Here is a 16,421-nt window from a genome sequence, read left to right as displayed (position 1 = left end):
CCTATGCTTATAAAAAAATGGACAGGCCCATTGAAATCGCTCCAAGAGTCTGGTGGGTTGGTTATGTCATTCCAAATGACCCTTTCCAGTGTCATGTATACTTGATAGAAAACGGCGATGAGTCGATCCTTATCGATCCAGGCTCCAAAATTACATGGGAAGTGACCCGAAAGAAAATAGAGTCCATCATCTCTCTTGAAAATATCAAATATATCGTGGCTCATCATCAAGATCCAGATATTGTCGCATCTGTAGAGGATTTGCTGGATGAAATTGGCATTGAAGGCCGTTTCGTGGTGACCCACTGGCACACGAAGATGCTTTTACAGCATTATAACTGGGGCATCGAGTTTTACGATGTGGACAAAATGATTGGAAATTGAAAATCAAAGATATAGAACTAGAATTTATATTTACTCCTTATATGCATTTTGCCGGCAATATATGTACCTATTATTCCAAAGAAAAGATTCTATTTTCCAGTGATATTTTTGGTGCATTGAGTGAGGAGTTTGAACTTTTTGCACATGATGCTAGAGACTATTTTGAAAAGATGAAGCTTTTTCACATGCATTATATGCCGTGCAAAGAGGTTGTCGAGTATGGCATGAATAAAATTAGTCAATATGATATGAATCTAATTGCACCACAGCATGGTTCTATTATCAAAAAAGAGTTTATACACTATTTGATCAATAAATTCAAAAATTTGGATGTGGGGATCTATTTGGAATATCCAGGTGGAAGCCATATTCAAAAATTGGCAAAAGCACATGAGACCTTGTCGAAACTTTTTGAAATGGTCAGTTTTACCACTAAAAGCAACTACAACAATATCGGTATGATTTTGGAGATGTTGAGACAGATCCTACCGATTGAGCGTATTGTATGTTTTTCATATTACGAAAAAGGTGTGATCTGTTTCGATTCTGCAGTCCCTTTTCCGATTGACACAAAAGTATCCTTGAAAAAGTTTTTGCATGATCTTGAAAACTACTCCTCTCAAGGATCAAAACTGCTCTCGCTCGATTCAATCTATTCTATACAATTGGGTAAACACTATAAAGCATACCGCTTTGTGACAAAAAATGAGAATGAGCAGACTATAGGACTATGCTTTATTCTTTTTGATCCTACTGAGATGCTCGAAACAGAAGATATCAAGATCTTGGAAAGCCTACAGAAACTCTTTTCGATAATGCTCACAAAAGAGCGGGAATTTTACCGTATTAAAAAAGAAGAGGCTCATCTTTTTCAAAAGGCGATAACGGACGGATTGACAAAGCTGTACAATCGATACTATTTAGATAAATTTATCGAATCGGAATTTGAAAAAGCGAAAAGATATAACTACCCACTTAGTGTGGTCATGATCGACCTCGATTTTTTCAAGCGTATCAATGATAGTTATGGACATGAAGTAGGGGATATGGTGCTCAAAGCTTTTGCTGAATTTTTGAAGAAAAATGTTCGAAAAAGCGACGTTGTATTTCGGTATGGTGGTGATGAGCTTCTGATCGTAATGCCTTTTACCGATTTGCATCAAGCGCGTGATGTGATGGAGCGAATACGAAACCTTTTACATCAAAAGGGGACACTTCAGTTTGGTGATATCAAGATTACATATACCTTCAGTGCAGGCATTGCAACCATTGATGAAAACATCAAAGATGCGAAAGAGTTGATAAAAAAAGCGGATGAAGCCCTTTATAAAGCAAAAAAGCTTGGACGAGACAGAATCGAGTTAGCCAACTAACTCGAGACTTCTTCTCATTAACGACTCGATTCTCTTTTTATCTATTGAAAAATCGGTAAATATCTCATTTGCCAAAATCCCTTGATACAGTAGCATTTCCGTACCATCTTTTGTGATGAGTCCCATATCGTTCGCGAGCTTTAAAAAGGGTGTCTCTTTGTTGTAAATAACATCTACTGCATTTTGTGCCTGAGAAAATATTTTTTCCAGTAACTCTTTGGGGGCAGGAAGAGTGTTGTCAGATAAACCTGCCGAAGTAGTATTGATGATAAGATCATAACTGCCGTTTCGAAACTCGTCCCATGTAAAGGCTTGAAAATTTTTTTCCAAAAAGTAGCTAAGTCTTTTTGCACTTCTATTGAGGATAACTGGTTCGTACCCTTTATGCCTGAAGTACAGAGCGATCGCTTTTGCCGTTCCTCCGGCTCCAAGTATCAAGACCTGTTTGAAATTAAAATTTCGTACACTTTCATAAAATCCGGGAGCGTCGGTGTTGTATGCGATGATTTTTCCATTGTCGTTGTACCATGTGTTGACGGCACCTATCTCTTTGGCGATACCCAAAACTTCATCTGCTAATCTATAGGCCCACTCTTTGTGGGGTACCGTGATATTGGCGCCTTTGATCTGCAAACCAAGAAAAATATCTTTGAGCCCTTGCCCATTTTCGACCAACACTTTGGTATAACATCCATTGAATCCGGTATGTTTGAAGACGAAGTTATGTAGGATTGGCGAGATGGAGTGTTCGACAGGATTTCCAAAAATTGCATATAGTCTCACTCGGCAAGCTCCTCTAAGGCTCTTTTTAAGGCACCAAGTTTGTTATTGACTTCAAGATATTCCAGTTCCGGTTTGCTATCTGCTACAATACCTGCACCTGCTTGGAATATCACCTCATCCTCTTTCAGCAGGGCTGTACGTATCGTAATGGCACTATCCATATCTCCGGTAAATCCAAAGTATCCCACACTGCCGCTGTAAAACCCCCGTTTGAGCTGTTCGAACTGGGCAATCAACTCCATTGCCCGTATTTTAGGTGCTCCTGTCATTGTTCCGGCTGTGAATGTTGCCATGAACAGATCAAACATATCATACTTTTCATCTAGTTTAGCTACAACGTCGCTGACCATGTGCATAACATGGCTATAGCGTTCTACCCGCATGATCTCAGGTACTTTGACCGTTCCAGGTTTTGCTACGCGGCCCACATCGTTACGGCCAAGATCGATGAGCATGACATGTTCAGCCACCTCTTTTGGATCGTTGAGCATCTCAAGCTCAAGTTCTTTGTCTCTTGTGGGTGTATTCCCTCTTTTTCTTGTTCCCGCTATTGGACGAAGCAAAATTTCTCCATCCGTCAATCGCACCATCACTTCAGGACTGCTACCGGCGATGGCAAAATCTTCAAATTCCAGTAAAAAAAGATAGGGAGATGGATTTAGACTTCGCAGTTTCCTGTAAAAACTGAATCGATCCACCTCTGCTTTTTGTTTGAGGCGATTGGAGATGACGATTTGAAAAACGTCACCACTTCGTATCATCTCCTTCGATTTTTTTACCATTTTGAAAAACTCTTCCTTGGAGTGAGCAAATGTGGCTTCACCTAAAATCTTAGCCTTTTTCAAGGGAGTATAACTGTAGCTATCTTTTATCTCATTTTCCAAAATTTCAAAATAGCTCTTTTTTGTCTCTTCGTCACTACATACAAGTGTCAGCTTCGAATTTTTATGAGAGTAGGCTACTATCAGTTTTGGACGAATCATGTAAAAATCTGGTGTATGCAGTTCATCTTTGAGGTCTTTCATGTATGGCTTGAGGACAGGTTCAAACTCTTGGACCATATCGTAGCCGATGTAGCCGATAAAACCATCAATAAATCCCACTCCGAGCTCTTTTGATCTCTTTTTATAATATGCAAAGTCGACATTTTGATAGTACCTTTTCATGAAGAGGAGAGGGTTGGAATCGATCTCTTTCGTTTCTCCATCATTTTTATAGTAGCTTTTGCCATTTTGTGACCAGATGGCCTCTTTCTCTCCGGCAACAATGTAACTAAAGTTTCCATCACTTGTATTGACGACGCTTTCAAAAAGAAATGTCTTTTTATCGAAATGGTTTTTGATCTTTTCATACAGAGCGATAGGTGTAAATTCATCAAGCATAAACTGTTTTGCATAGATCATCAGCGAACCTTCGTTATAAAAGCTTGTTTATTGATCGATTTTCTAACTTCCACCAATGCTTCTCGTGCATCCGATTTGGAAACGAAAGGACCAACGTATACTCGTTTGATTTTTTTCCCATTAATGGTATAGGACTTGATTATATAATGAAAGCCAAGCTCTTTGATTTTACGTAAAAGGCTTCGATCGGGTGAAGAGCGTAAAAATGCTCCTACTTGGATATAGATGTTTCCTTTGAGACTTTTGGTAGTAGTGGTTTTAGGCTTAGTGGTTTTTACGCTTTGTTGTACTGCTTTTGGTTGTACGGTTTCCTTTTTGAGCGCACTTTTTTTGGTTTCTTGAACTATCGGTCTCGACTGTGGTTTTGCAGCAGGTTGTTCCTCTTTTTCTGTTTTTTTGACCTCTTTGAGAACTTTTTGGATCGGCTTTTCTTCCTGGACCGATTTTGGTTGAGTCTCTTCGCTTTTTTGAATAGGGACCTCTTGGAATTCGTCGTTTATAGGCTCTTCATCTAAAAATTTTTCGTTTTCGGTTAAGGCATCTTGATAGTTCGGTGTTGCATTGTTGAACATCTTGACAATTGTTAAGATGATGATAAAAACAAGAAGGAGAGAGCCGATAAGTAAAAGATATTTTTTCAACTTTTCTCGTTTTTCATCTTGTTGAAGTATTATATTATCTAAGTTATCTGTCTCTTTTTCTTCATTTATCGGGAACTCTTCTCGATTCATAGGGAATCCTTTAGTGATGTTTGGAGGTGGAAATATTATAATGATTTTTTTCTAAAAGGGAGCTTGAAAGAGGAGAGACCTTAATAGGTCGGTCTGTCGTAAATGACAAACTTACGAGCTAGAGCCACCATCTCCTCTTTTATCTTTTCATGCAGATTCACATCGTGAATATTATCAAGAACATCTGCGATTTTGTTGGCTATAAGTTCAAATTCAGCCTCTTTCATACCTCTTGCAGTCAAAGCCGGACTTCCTATCCGGATACCACTAGTAACAAACGGACTTCTTGTCTCTCCGGGAACGGTGTTTTTGTTGACCGTAATTCCGGCGCGTCCCAAAGCTTCATCCGCATCTTTCCCACTAAAATCTTTGTCAAGAAAACTAACGAGTACGAGATGGTTGTCCGTTCCACCACTGACAACGTTGTATCCTCTGTTCATCAAAACGGTTGCAAGAGTAGAAGCGTTGATGCGCATCTGTTTTGCATACTCTTTCCATTCCGGTTTGAGATTTTCACCAAAACCGACCGCTTTTGCCGCTATGACGTGAACAAGCGGACCACCTTGGATTCCAGGGAAAATTGCGCTATTGATCTTTTTAGCGATATCGGCATCATTGGTCATGATCATACCGCCTCTTGGACCTCGAAGAGTTTTGTGGGTCGTCGTTGTAACTACATCGCAGTATGGGAAAGGACTCGGATGTTCACCTGCAGCCACAAGACCGGCGATATGAGCGATATCCGCCATCAAAAGCGCACCCACTTCATCCGCAATCTCTCGAAACTTTTTAAAATCGATTACTCTTGGATAGGCGCTTGCACCGCAGACGATCAGTTTTGGCTTGACAATCTTTGCAATATCTAAAACCCTATCATAATCGATCCATCCCTCGTCATTGACGCCGTAAAAGAAACTTTGATAGATTTTCCCGCTGGCATTGACTTTTGCCCCATGAGTCAGGTGACCTCCGTGGCTTAAATCCATTCCCAAAATTTTGTCGTATGGTTTTAAAAGCGCGAGATAGACTCCTTGATTGGCTTGAGAGCCAGAGTGGGGTTGAACGTTAACAAACTCACATCCAAAAAGTTCTTTTGCTCTTTGAATTGCCAACTCTTCAATGGCATCAGCATATTCGCATCCGCCATAATATCTTTTTCCAGGGTAGCCTTCAGCATATTTGTTGGTAAACACACTGCCCATGGCTTCCATGACAGCTGGACTAGTAAAGTTTTCACTGGCGATCATTTCAAGATGATCTGTCTGTCTTTGCAACTCTTTTTCGAAAATCTCATATACGGCTGGGTCTTGGTTTTTCAAAAAATCCATTTTTTATTCTCCTTTTTCCTCTTTTTGTATAGGTTTCATAGCTGGAAATAAAATCACATCTCTAATGGAATGTTGGTTCGTTAATAACATTACGAGTCTATCGATTCCGATGCCTTCCCCTGCAGTTGGAGGCATACCGTATCCAAGGGCACGGACAAAATCCTCATCCATATGCATCGCTTCGTCATCCACCTCTTTAGCTTGTACTTGCGCTTTGAAACGCTCATACTGATCCAGTGGATCATTGAGCTCATTGAAGCCGTTCGCGATCTCTTTGCCGGCGATGAAAAGCTCAAATCTTTCGGCAATCTCAGGATTTTCATCACTTCGTCTAGCAAGCGGGCTGATATCTATCGGGAAGTGGGTGATAAATGTTGGGTTGATGAGTTTTTCTTCTACGAAATTGTCAAAAAGTTCGGCCTGGAGAGCACCAAGACTCATTTTGTGTGCAAATTCTGGTTCAATGCCTTTATCTTTCAAAAAGCTGATAATCTTTTCTTTATCTTCCACTATATCTTCAGGTACTTCACCGATTTCGATGATGGCATCTTTATATTTTATTTTGCTAAACGGTGTGGAAAAATCGATCGTATGTTCACCATAGGTAAGCTTTTTGGGCAACGAGAGCTTTTCGAAAAGGTAATCGAAAAGATCTTCAGTGAGTTTCATCAAATCTTCATAGGTATGGTATGCCCAGTAAAACTCGATCATCGTGAATTCTGGGTTGTGGGTAGCATCCATCCCTTCGTTACGAAAGTTTCTGTTGATTTCAAAGACTGCTTCGAATCCCCCGACAATAAGCCGTTTGAGATAGAGTTCAGGTGCGATTCGAAGGTATCTATCTACGCCTAACGCATTGTGGTGGGTAATGAAAGGACGCGCGTTCGCACCGCCCGGAATCGGATGCATCATAGGAGTTTCCACTTCCAAAAAGCCGTGGCTTTCAAAGAAGTCTCGAATGAGGCTAACGATACGGCTTCGAAGCATAAAAACTTTCTTCACCTCAGGATTCATGATAAGGTCTACATAGCGCTGTCTATATCGAAGCTCTTTGTCTTGTAGCCCATGAAATTTCTCAGGAAGGGGAACGATAGCCTTTGTCACTAGGTTTAATTCATTTGCATGGAGGGTGAGTTCACCAGTTTTTGTTACAAAGGGATACCCTTTTGCTTCGATGATATCGCCGACTTCAATCAATTTTTTTACTTTTTTAAACCACTCATCGCCAAGGGAGTCGCGATTGAAGTAGATCTGTACGATCCCGCTTTCATCTTCTATTTTTGCAAAAGCGGCCTTACCCATATGTCGTAGAAATTTGATGCGGCCGTTGAGTTTTACGCACGCCTTTTCATCTTTCTTTTCTTCAAGATCTTTGACATACGCATATTTTTCTAAAAATTCATTATTGGAAATCTCTTTGCAAAAGCCGTGTCCATAAGGGTTGATGCCTGCTTCTTTCAGTTCTTGCGCTTTTTGTATGCGTAACTGTTCATACTGGTTGTCAAATATCAATGTTACTCCTTACTGTTGTTAAGTTTTTTTGCTGTGGAATCGATTGTTTGATGAATTGCTTTTGTTTGTAAATCTTTTTTTGTGTTCTGGAGAAGTCTGGAGCTCTTGCCCTGAACATCTTGCGAGACGAAATCTTCCGGTTTTAATTTGATGATATATGCACCTGTTTGAATCATAAGAGGGTAGAGAATGGAGTTTTTCGTATATTTTTCAAGAACTCTTTTGGTGATCTCCATGCTTGATATTGCATAGATGATGACGGCAAAAATCAAAAAGATCTTGGCCCATCCAAACAAGACTCCAAAGAGTCTATTGAAGAAACCAAGACCGCTCATGTGTGTGAGTTTTGTGACAAGATTACCCAAAAGAGCCATGGCTATCCAGATTCCAAAAAGCCCTACGAGAAAGCCTACGAAGGTAAGTGCGGCTTCATTTTTTATCGTAATGATATTGTGGTCGATAAAACTTCCAACGGTATCTGCATAGCGTGATCCAAAATAGATCCCTCCGATGATACCAGCAAGTCCAAAAAACTCCTTGACAAAGCCGTCAATGAGCCCTTTGAGACCAAGAATGAAGATGATAAGTGCGATGACGATATCGAAACTTGTGATATGTTCCATTTCGTTCCTTAATTACAGGTGTTTGATATAGTTGAGTAACTCTTCTGGACGGTTGGCATATTGTAAAGCGGTCTCTTTGTCGATGACATGTTGCATAAGGAGCTTTTGTAATACTTTTGTTTGTGTCTGCATCTCCGTCTCTTGTTGGTTGAGCTGCATTTGGGAATAGATCTGGTGTACTTTGTTTTCTCGAATGAGGTTCGCAATGGCAGGGGTGTTGATCAATATTTCGTGTACGGCTATTCGTCCTCCTCCGATTTTTGGCAAAAGAGACTGCGCAATTGCAGCTACGAGACTTCCAGCGAGTTGTGCTCTGATCTGTGGTTGCATGTCACCTGGAAAGACATCGATGATCCTATTGATGGTACTTGGTGCGGAATTTGTGTGCAATGTACCGAAAACCAGGTGTCCCGTTTCAGCGGCTGTAAGGGCTGCATGAATCGTTTCTCTATCTCGCATCTCACCGATGAGGATAACATCTGGGTCCTCACGAAGAGCATATTTCAATGCATTGGCATAGCTTTTCGTGTCGAGCCCCAGTTCTCGATGTGAGAATAGGGAGAGCTTGTTTTTATGCAAGAACTCTACCGGATCTTCGATGGTGATGATATGTTTTCGCTCTGTTTCGTTGATTTCATTGAGCATTGCAGCGAGCGTTGTTGATTTACCGCTTCCAGTAGGACCGGTAATGAGAATAAGCCCTTTCTCACGCTTTACGAGCTTTTTAAATACCTGTGGAGCCCCTAAATCATCGAGAGTCGGGATCTCCATGGGAATGATACGAAAGGCTCCTGCCGGAGCTCCCAGAGTTCTATAGTAGTTTGCCCGAAAACGTCCTACATTTGGAACGGTAAAAGAGAAATCGAGCTCAAACTCCTCTTCGTATATTTTTTTCTGTTTTTCTGTCAGCAAGCTGTATAGCAGTTCCTGTACCTCTTTGGGTTCCAGTTTTGGAAGATTGAGTGGGACAAGTCTACCATCAATACGGATTTGCGGTTCACTTCCTGCAACGAGGTGCAAATCGGAAGCTTTGTGAGCTACGACAGTTTTAAATAAAGAGGTGAGTTCGATTTGCATAGGGCTTCCTATTCAATGATTTTTGGAACGATGAAGAAATTATCTTCCGATTTAGGTGCGTTTTGTAGGATTTTTTGTCCAACTTCTGGATGTGGACTCGGTTCATCTTTTCTGAGCGGTGCTGATGCTTCAATAGGGGAAAAGGTTGCTTCTACCCCAGAGTAATCCAGCTCATCCAAAATGTCTACAAACTCCAAGAACTTGTTGAGTTCCTCTAATATCTGATCTTTTTTTGCTTCGTCTACTTCAACCATGGAGAGGTTTTGAAGACGTTTTAGTAGTTGATGGTCGATTTTTTGCATTTTTTCTATGCCTTCATGAAATTTTTGATAGCATTTTACCATAAAATAATCTTTTCTTTGATAAGATTAAAGCATTCAAAACGACTTGAAAGGCCTGATTTTGGGAACAAAAGAGAACATCGATTTTATCAAACAGGAGCTAAGCAACGAAGAGAAGCTGTTAGAGTCGGTCATTCGACTTGAAAAGTGGTACAAAAAATATAGCAAAGTCATCATATCATCTGTAGTTTTGGCCCTTTTAGCGGGTGTTGGATACAGTTTATATGAGTGGAAGAAACAGGGTGATTTGGAAGAGTCCAATATTGCATATCTTAAACTTTTAAACAATCCAAAGGATTCTTCATCTTTACAAATTTTGCAAAACAAAAATCCAAAACTCTATATGCTTTATCTGTATCAAAAGGGTGTCAGCAGTAATAGTGTAAAAGATCTGGAAGCAGTAAAAAATGGTGGCGATACCATTTTGTCCGACCTTGCTTCGTATCATATAGCCGTTATCAAAAAAGATCAAAAGGCTTTACAAGAGTATGCAAACAAAGACACCATCTTACAAGAGTATGCCATTTTGGATCGAGGCTATACTCTATTGGCGCAGAACAACATCAAAGGGGCTCATGCAGTTTTGGATGATATCAAACAAAATTCTCAGGCCTATCTTTATGCAAAGATGCTTAAACATTACGGTGTGAAGGAAAATCGATGAAAAAATGGATATATGGAATCGGTATCGCGGCGGCTCTTATATTTGCAGGATGCAGTTCAAAACAATATTTTCAGCCCGAAGAGATTGCAGGAGCCGTTAGCTTTGACGGGAACTTACCAGCTCCTATTACAGATGTTTTGAGAGATGGGGCAACACTCGCCGATGGTGAGTTTATTTCACAAGAGGGTTTAGAAGATTATAAAATGCCTAAAAATTTTCTATTCATTAAAAAGAGCGAGGGCAAATATATCATAGCTGACAGATGTAAGAGGGTTGAAGTTGTAGATGCATCATCAAAAAAGATTATTTTTGAAAAAAGTTTTGATATGAAAAATGCGATAGCGGCCAACATCAACGGGAATCTCCTTGCCCTTGTTTTTGATGACAACTCTCTTGGGCTTATCGATATTCGAAGTGGTGATGTGCTCTATTCCTCCCGTCAAAAATCGGCAATCGCCAATGATACGAAAATAGCCAACCCTTATTTTTTGGGAAAACTTGTCATTTTTCCAACCCTTGATGGGAAACTCGTTGTGGTTGATCCTGAAAGAAAGAAAGAGCTTCGCACCATTATCGTTGGAACACATGAAAATTTTAACAATGTCATCTTTTTAAACGTCATCGATGATAAATTGATTGCTGCAACGCCAAACAGAATCATCTCTGTTACGCCACAATTTACCAATGCTTTAGATGTAGAGCTGAGTGATGTGGTGTATGTAAAAAATAGAGTCTATCTTCTGGCAAAAGATGGCACTATCACTCTTACGGATCCCTCATTAAACGTCTTGAAACAAAGAAAGTACAATTTCGCTCATTATACCGGAGCGATTTATGGCGAGTATCTGTACATCATAGAACGAAGCGGATATATAATCGCTTTGGATAAGGATCTGAGGGCCTCCAATATCTTCGAATTCCCATCGAAAGTGGAGGAGTATATCTTTACCGCAAAAGACAAAGTATTTTATAATGATAAATATTTTACGCTCAATAGATGAAAAAACTTGTAGAAAAACTGAAAAACAGAGAGCTCTTTCAACAATTGCGCCAAGTTGATCTGGTCTCTTTGGGTATCAAAAAGAGATGGGAGCTTTTTGAAGGGGTAAACGAAAAAAAGGAATATATTCTTGTCCTGCGGATAGCGCGTAAAAGTCGATTTTTGGTAAAAGATGCTCAAGAGCTTGAAAGTGTGAGTGCTTTGGTTGCAAAAGAGCTGGGACACAATTTTAAAAAGAGATATCTTTTGCTGCAGGCACCTCTGTGTTCAAAAGCGGCCGAGTATCTCAAAAAAAGAGGCTGGAAAATCGATGCTTCTTTGTGATATAGGAAATACCAATATAAAAATATACAATGACGGATTGGTGCAAATAGTATCTCAAGAAGAGCTTTTGTCCTATCAGGATCAAAGGCTTTTCTATCTTAGCGTCCATCCCTCTTTACAAAGTTTTCCGGATTGCAAAAAGTGGATCAATCTTGAAGCATTTGTTTCTGTAAAGAGTAGCTATAACGGATTGGGAGTGGATAGAAAAGCATTATGCTCTCTTGTAGATGAGGGAACGGTGATTGACGCAGGGAGTGCCATAACGGTTGATGTGATGCAAGACAATATTCATACGGGTGGATTTATCTATCCTGGGAAAAAAGCTTTTTTTGAAGCTTTTAGAAATATTTCACCAAGGCTTGATTTTTCTTATCAGGATATTTTGAAAAATCGATTGCCTCAAGAGACACGTTCGGCACTGAGCTACGGTTTTATAGCTCCTTTGGTGGCGCTGGTCGAAAAACTTCCAAAGCCGTGGTATGTGACAGGGGGTGATGGAGGATTGCTGTTGCAATATTTGCCAGATGCGATATACAGACCTCATATGATTTTTGAAGCGATGAAGCAAATAATACAAAGGAATGGATTATGCTAACGATTGCACTTCCAAAGGGTCGAATAGGTGAGGACTCTTTAGCCCTTTTTGAAAAGATTTTCGATACGAAATTTGAATTTGGAAAACGAAAACTGATTTTGGAAGCAGGTGGCTTTCGGTTTATGAAAGTGAGAAATCAAGATGTTCCTACATATGTGTATCATCAAGCAGCCGATCTCGGTATTGTAGGATTGGATGTATTGGAGGAGAAACGACTCGATATTATGCGGCTGCTCGATCTTGGTTTTGGCAGATGCGATATTTGTATCGGAATAAAAGCAGAAGAGAGTCTCGATTTTTCTAAACCGAGCTATAAAGTTGCTACCAAAATGGAAAACATCACAAGAGATTTCTTTAGCAAGAAAGCAATTCCTGTTGAAATTATCAAATTGTACGGCTCCATTGAACTCGCACCCCTGGTGGGGTTGGCTGATATGATTGTCGATATTGTAGAAACCGGTGAAACAATGCGTCAAAACGGGTTAAAACCTGCTTTGAAGATCATGGAAAGCAGTGCCTTTTTGATCGCTAATAAAAATAGCTTTTATCAGAAAAAAGCGCAAATTTTGCATTTGCGTGAGCAGATGAGTAAGGTTTTATATGGGTCTTGAACTCTATGCGAAAATAGAACCATATCTTGGCTTTGAGGATGAAAAACAGAAACTTTATCAAATCTACATCGATAAGCTACAGAGTTTAGGAATAAAAAATTTTCTTGATTTGGGGTGTGGGAGCGGCGTTTTTATGCAATTAGCAATCGAGAAGGATATGGAGCCTTTTGGTGTCGATTTGAGTACGGAGATGGTTCGCAGATGTCATGAAAAAGGCTTACATGCGAAGGCCATCGATATCTGTGCACTTGATGGTGAATATCCAGCGGTCACAGCCGTTTTTGATGTACTCAACTATATAGAGCCTAAAAATCTTGGGAGATTTTTTGGTTGCATTGCGAAGAATTTGCAAACTGGTGGCTATTTTCTTTGCGACATCAATACACTGTTTGGTTTTGAGGAGATCGCGCAAGGATCACTGATTATTGATCAAACCAATGTTTGTATAGGGATCGATGCGGAGTTTGACGGAGAAAAATTGCTGACGAAAATTGTTCTCTTTGAGCAGATAGATAACTGTTTTCAAAAATCTGTCGATAATATAGTGCAATATTATCATGATGTTGCCGACCTGAAAAAATTTGCGTTACAATTGGTTGATATAGATTTGATATCGTTGTATGCAGATCAGGCAGATAAGGCGTTATTGACGTTTCAAAAGGGTAGATGATGGGGTTGTTTGGTTTTGGTAAAAAGAGAAAGGAGCAGGTTGCTGTCAGCGAAACGAATGAAATTGAACATATTGCCATTAACCATCGAAAAGAGAATCGGTATATTGCAAAGTCTGGTACCACTTGCAATTATGGTGAGGTTGTCGATTTTTCAAAAAAGAGTCTTGCTGTAGCTGTTACGAAAGGGTCCCATGAAACGGGTGAATCTTTGCAATTAGAGTTTGAAGGAATCAGTATTGATGCCAAAATATCACGAGTAGCTCCTAAAAAAATGGCTTTAAAGCTAGAAAATGATCTTGCCGAATCTGTAGCAAAACGGATAAAAACCAAACTCAAAGAGAGTGAAATCGAACCAAAATCTTTACTCGATTTTCAAAATATGGAACATGATCCCGATATGGAGAAAAAAAGAGCGATCATTAATCTTATGCTTGAACTAGAAGATCCCAATACAAGTGTAGAAAAATTTAAAGATAGTATTCGTGCTATTCCAAAAATACGAGATCATCTTATCGCCCAAGCCAATTCACTGGAAAACAGCAGACTGGGTGAAGTAAAAGATGAGGGAGGAGCCGTTACGAGGCTCGGTTTTGATAGAGTAAAGGCTATTGTGTATGAGTATATTATGCAAGAGAGTACGAAAGCGGATGAATCCCTTTCACATTTTAAAGATTTCGATATATATAAAATTGTTTTAGGGGCTTATTTTAAAAAGTTTGCGCCTCTTTTTGGCTTTAAAGATAGAAACAATGAAGCGATCCACTTTTTAAGTACTCTCAATATAGGAGCAGAATATCTTGCAAAACAGAGTAAACGTCTAGCTGAACTTTATAAATCTCCGTATGAACTCTTTAGTTTTGAGATGCGATTTATGGAATATCGTGAGTTTGGAACCGATCTTTTTGAAATTAACAAATATTATTTCGTCGATTCGCTTAATATTTTTCGGTATATCTACGATGGATTTATATTGGCAAACATGATGCTTTATCCCAAATACACACCTCATTTTACGATAGAACTGAGCGAAAGAAAAATGCGTTTTGGGTTTATAGTCTATCTTTGTATTTTAGCTCTTCGCTTTATTCTTTCAAAAGACAAATACAGTGGAGTCGTTTTTTATAATAGACTCAAACGATTGGGATATGATGCGGTAAGTACAAAAGAATTTATCAACGAAACAAACGCTCTTATCAACCAGCAATTGGTTCGTTTGGGAATTGACAAAAAGATTCAGCAGCCAGATCTTGGAAGCGGATATGCATTTTCATTGGAAAATTACATTGGGTCAGGGATCTATTATGAGTATGTTCATAGAATGCTTGTTTTATTTGATGACGAAGCGACAAGAATAGCTTTACGGTTTGAAGATGAGTATTATACGATGGACGTACTGGAAAAAGTGCTCAATTTTGATGAATTTGGATTTAAAAACAGCGCTTTTGTTATAGTGCCTTGCAGTGCCCTGGCCGATGATGAAGTCCCAATGGATCAATTCAAAGCATTCAATCTTGTCGTTTTTAAAGATGTAGACAAGCTTCCAAAAAAATTACAAAAAGATTTTCTTAAAATATGGAAAGATTACGAAGATAAGATTATTTGTACATTTAGCAGCGATTCGATGATAGAGTATGAAAACAAAGAGCTTTTTGAAGCATTACAACCTTATATTGTCGATTTTCCAAGCTACTACCAAAGTCCGCTTCTCTATACCAAAATGCTTACCAACACAGCACAGCAAATCAATAAATTTCTTGGCACATCTGCTTGTGATATTGCGTTGTTCAAAAATGATTATGTGACGCAAAAGAGTGTATATGTAGAGTGTTTAAAGTAAAACGGGCGTAGGCCCGTTTTATTATTTGTAGATTGGCTGAAGTTCTTCAAATGGGTTTGGAATTACCCGTTTTCTATCAACGATATATGGAACAAGTGCAGCGTGTCTCGCTCTCTTAATCGCTTCTTCTACCATGACTTGATGTTTTTTACAGTTTCCTGTGAGTCGTCTTGGCATGATTTTGTATCGTTCGCTTAGACTATGTTTGATCAATTCGATATCTTTGTAATCGATAAATGTAACTTTTTGTTCACAATATTTGCAAGTTCTTTTTTTAAATCTTCTTTTTTCTGCCACTGTCTAATCCTTTCTAAAATGGAATTTCATCATCATCGATGTTTATTTCTGGAATTTCTGGCTTTTGTACCGGTTGGGCTGGAGTGGGTTGAGGCTGAGCACTCGCTCTTGGCTCATTCGGAACAGCTGTTGTTCCTTCTTCACGTCCTCCAAGCATTTGCAGGTTATCCACTGCGATAGAGTGCTTGCTTCGTTTGTTTCCGTTTTGATCTACCCACTGCTCATACACGAGTCGGCCCTCGATCAGTACTTTTCTCCCTTTGGAGAGATACTGGTTGGCAATTTCTGCAGCTCGTCCAAAAAGTGTGATGTCAATAAAACAGGTCTCCTCTTTTTGTTCGCCGCTTTGGGTTTTGTAGCGCCTGTTTGTTGCTATAGCACTTTTTGCAATCGCCATACCAGACCCGGTATATCGCAGTTCGATATCGCGGGTGAGGTTGCCGACCATTATGACTTTATTAAACATTTTCGTTTGCTTCTTCTTTTGCTTCGCTGTTTGTTTGTCCGCTTAGTTTTTTTGCTCTTTCAACCATCTTTTCCCAAGCGCTAATATCTTTTTTTGTTTCATATTTGATAGTCAAGAATCGGATGACATCTTCAGTGATTCGATAGATTCTTTCAAGCTCCAAAACAGTATGAGAAGGTGCGGTAAAGTAGATGATATAGTAATGTCCCCGCTCAAATTTTTGAATAGGATACGCAAGTTTTCTTACACCAAGATCCTCAGTAGCAACGATTTCGCCACCGTTGTTTTGGATCACCTCTTTAATGAACTCAAATTTCGCCTTGGACTCTTCATCCGTCAAAGTAGGCTTGAGCACGAAAAGTGTCTCGTAATGTCTCATTTCTTCTCCTTATGGCTATATAT

20 protein-coding genes are annotated in these 16,421 nt (G+C 39.5%); 9 read left to right on the top strand and 11 right to left on the bottom strand.

The features are described 5' to 3' along the window. Positions 1 to 17: 17 nt before the first annotated feature. Positions 18 to 383, top strand: a complete 366-nt coding sequence (locus tag NIS_RS06335) for an MBL fold metallo-hydrolase (protein ID WP_041354041.1) — start codon at positions 18 to 20, stop codon at positions 381 to 383. Next, complete coding sequence (locus tag NIS_RS10045) at positions 380 to 1,756, top strand: diguanylate cyclase (protein ID WP_012082554.1); 1,377 nt, start codon at positions 380 to 382, stop codon at positions 1,754 to 1,756. Before NIS_RS06335 ends, NIS_RS10045 begins: the two co-directional genes overlap by 4 nt. On the opposite strand, the gene NIS_RS06325 is transcribed toward NIS_RS10045, so the two are convergent. From NIS_RS06325 to gatC, 8 genes are all read right to left on the bottom strand, one after another. Next, positions 1,745 to 2,539, bottom strand: coding sequence for a shikimate dehydrogenase (locus NIS_RS06325; RefSeq protein WP_012082553.1), 795 nt, complete (start codon positions 2,537 to 2,539; stop codon positions 1,745 to 1,747). The two genes, NIS_RS10045 and NIS_RS06325, sit on opposite strands and share 12 nt — an antisense overlap. Beyond that, on the bottom strand, positions 2,536 to 3,942 hold the full coding sequence (locus NIS_RS06320) for an anthranilate synthase component I family protein (RefSeq protein ID WP_012082552.1): 1,407 nt from the start codon (positions 3,940 to 3,942) through the stop codon (positions 2,536 to 2,538). Before NIS_RS06320 ends, NIS_RS06325 begins: the two co-directional genes overlap by 4 nt. Continuing rightward, a complete protein-coding gene (locus NIS_RS06315; RefSeq protein ID WP_012082551.1) occupies positions 3,942 to 4,673 on the bottom strand; it encodes an SPOR domain-containing protein in 732 nt (243 codons plus the stop codon). Before NIS_RS06315 ends, NIS_RS06320 begins: the two co-directional genes overlap by 1 nt. Positions 4,674 to 4,753: 80 nt before the next feature. Then, entirely contained in the window at positions 4,754 to 6,001 is a 1,248-nt protein-coding gene (locus NIS_RS06310) for a serine hydroxymethyltransferase (protein WP_012082550.1), read from the bottom strand. Positions 6,002 to 6,004: 3 nt separating this feature from the next. Further along, entirely contained in the window at positions 6,005 to 7,510 is a 1,506-nt protein-coding gene (gene lysS / locus NIS_RS06305; protein WP_041354270.1) for a lysine--tRNA ligase, read from the bottom strand. 5 nt (positions 7,511 to 7,515) lie between these two features. Beyond that, the gene (locus NIS_RS06300) at positions 7,516 to 8,136 is read right to left on the bottom strand and encodes a CvpA family protein (protein ID WP_012082548.1); all 621 of its coding nucleotides are present in this window, start codon (positions 8,134 to 8,136) and stop codon (positions 7,516 to 7,518) included. A 12-nt stretch (positions 8,137 to 8,148) separates the two neighbouring features. Continuing rightward, positions 8,149 to 9,213: a type IV pilus twitching motility protein PilT gene (locus tag NIS_RS06295; RefSeq protein WP_012082547.1), complete on the bottom strand. Its 1,065-nt coding sequence runs from the start codon at positions 9,211 to 9,213 to the stop codon at positions 8,149 to 8,151. A gap of 8 nt (positions 9,214 to 9,221) precedes the next feature. Further along, on the bottom strand, positions 9,222 to 9,557 hold the full coding sequence (gene gatC, locus NIS_RS06290) for an Asp-tRNA(Asn)/Glu-tRNA(Gln) amidotransferase subunit GatC (protein ID WP_012082546.1): 336 nt from the start codon (positions 9,555 to 9,557) through the stop codon (positions 9,222 to 9,224). Between the two features lie 58 nt (positions 9,558 to 9,615). Here gatC and NIS_RS06285 point away from each other — a divergent pair, with 58 nt between their 5' ends. The 7 genes from NIS_RS06285 to NIS_RS06255 are packed head-to-tail and all read left to right on the top strand — an operon-like array spanning position 9,616 to position 15,256. Then, positions 9,616 to 10,218 (top strand): tetratricopeptide repeat protein, encoded by a 603-nt coding sequence (locus NIS_RS06285; RefSeq protein ID WP_012082545.1) that lies wholly within the window; start codon positions 9,616 to 9,618, stop codon positions 10,216 to 10,218. After that, entirely contained in the window at positions 10,215 to 11,219 is a 1,005-nt protein-coding gene (locus NIS_RS06280; protein WP_012082544.1) for a PQQ-binding-like beta-propeller repeat protein, read from the top strand. Before NIS_RS06285 ends, NIS_RS06280 begins: the two co-directional genes overlap by 4 nt. Further along, positions 11,216 to 11,542 carry a hypothetical protein gene (locus NIS_RS06275; protein ID WP_012082543.1) on the top strand — a complete coding sequence of 109 codons (327 nt, stop codon included), beginning with the start codon at positions 11,216 to 11,218 and terminating at the stop codon, positions 11,540 to 11,542. The genes NIS_RS06280 and NIS_RS06275 overlap by 4 nt, the downstream gene beginning before the upstream one ends. Beyond that, complete coding sequence (locus NIS_RS06270) at positions 11,529 to 12,137, top strand: type III pantothenate kinase (protein ID WP_012082542.1); 609 nt, start codon at positions 11,529 to 11,531, stop codon at positions 12,135 to 12,137. The genes NIS_RS06275 and NIS_RS06270 overlap by 14 nt, the downstream gene beginning before the upstream one ends. Next, positions 12,131 to 12,748 (top strand): ATP phosphoribosyltransferase, encoded by a 618-nt coding sequence (hisG, locus tag NIS_RS06265; RefSeq protein WP_012082541.1) that lies wholly within the window; start codon positions 12,131 to 12,133, stop codon positions 12,746 to 12,748. The genes NIS_RS06270 and hisG overlap by 7 nt, the downstream gene beginning before the upstream one ends. Next, the gene (locus NIS_RS06260; protein ID WP_012082540.1) at positions 12,738 to 13,418 is read left to right on the top strand and encodes a class I SAM-dependent DNA methyltransferase; all 681 of its coding nucleotides are present in this window, start codon (positions 12,738 to 12,740) and stop codon (positions 13,416 to 13,418) included. The genes hisG and NIS_RS06260 overlap by 11 nt, the downstream gene beginning before the upstream one ends. Then, positions 13,418 to 15,256 carry an HDOD domain-containing protein gene (locus NIS_RS06255; protein WP_012082539.1) on the top strand — a complete coding sequence of 613 codons (1,839 nt, stop codon included), beginning with the start codon at positions 13,418 to 13,420 and terminating at the stop codon, positions 15,254 to 15,256. Before NIS_RS06260 ends, NIS_RS06255 begins: the two co-directional genes overlap by 1 nt. 21 nt (positions 15,257 to 15,277) lie before the next feature. Here NIS_RS06255 and rpsR read toward each other — a convergent pair whose 3' ends face one another. The 3 genes from rpsR to rpsF are packed head-to-tail and all read right to left on the bottom strand — an operon-like array spanning position 15,278 to position 16,398. After that, positions 15,278 to 15,553 (bottom strand): 30S ribosomal protein S18, encoded by a 276-nt coding sequence (gene rpsR, locus NIS_RS06250; protein ID WP_012082538.1) that lies wholly within the window; start codon positions 15,551 to 15,553, stop codon positions 15,278 to 15,280. A gap of 13 nt (positions 15,554 to 15,566) precedes the next feature. Next, positions 15,567 to 16,019 carry a single-stranded DNA-binding protein gene (gene ssb, locus NIS_RS06245; RefSeq protein ID WP_012082537.1) on the bottom strand — a complete coding sequence of 151 codons (453 nt, stop codon included), beginning with the start codon at positions 16,017 to 16,019 and terminating at the stop codon, positions 15,567 to 15,569. Beyond that, entirely contained in the window at positions 16,012 to 16,398 is a 387-nt protein-coding gene (gene rpsF / locus NIS_RS06240; RefSeq protein ID WP_012082536.1) for a 30S ribosomal protein S6, read from the bottom strand. The genes ssb and rpsF overlap by 8 nt, the downstream gene beginning before the upstream one ends. Positions 16,399 to 16,421: the final 23 nt, after the last annotated feature.

It is taken from the genome of Nitratiruptor sp. SB155-2, assembly GCF_000010325.1.
GTDB lineage: Bacteria > Campylobacterota > Campylobacteria > Campylobacterales > Nitratiruptoraceae > Nitratiruptor.
Note: the sequence above shows the minus strand (reverse complement) of the source record. Positions and strands in the feature narration are given on the sequence as shown.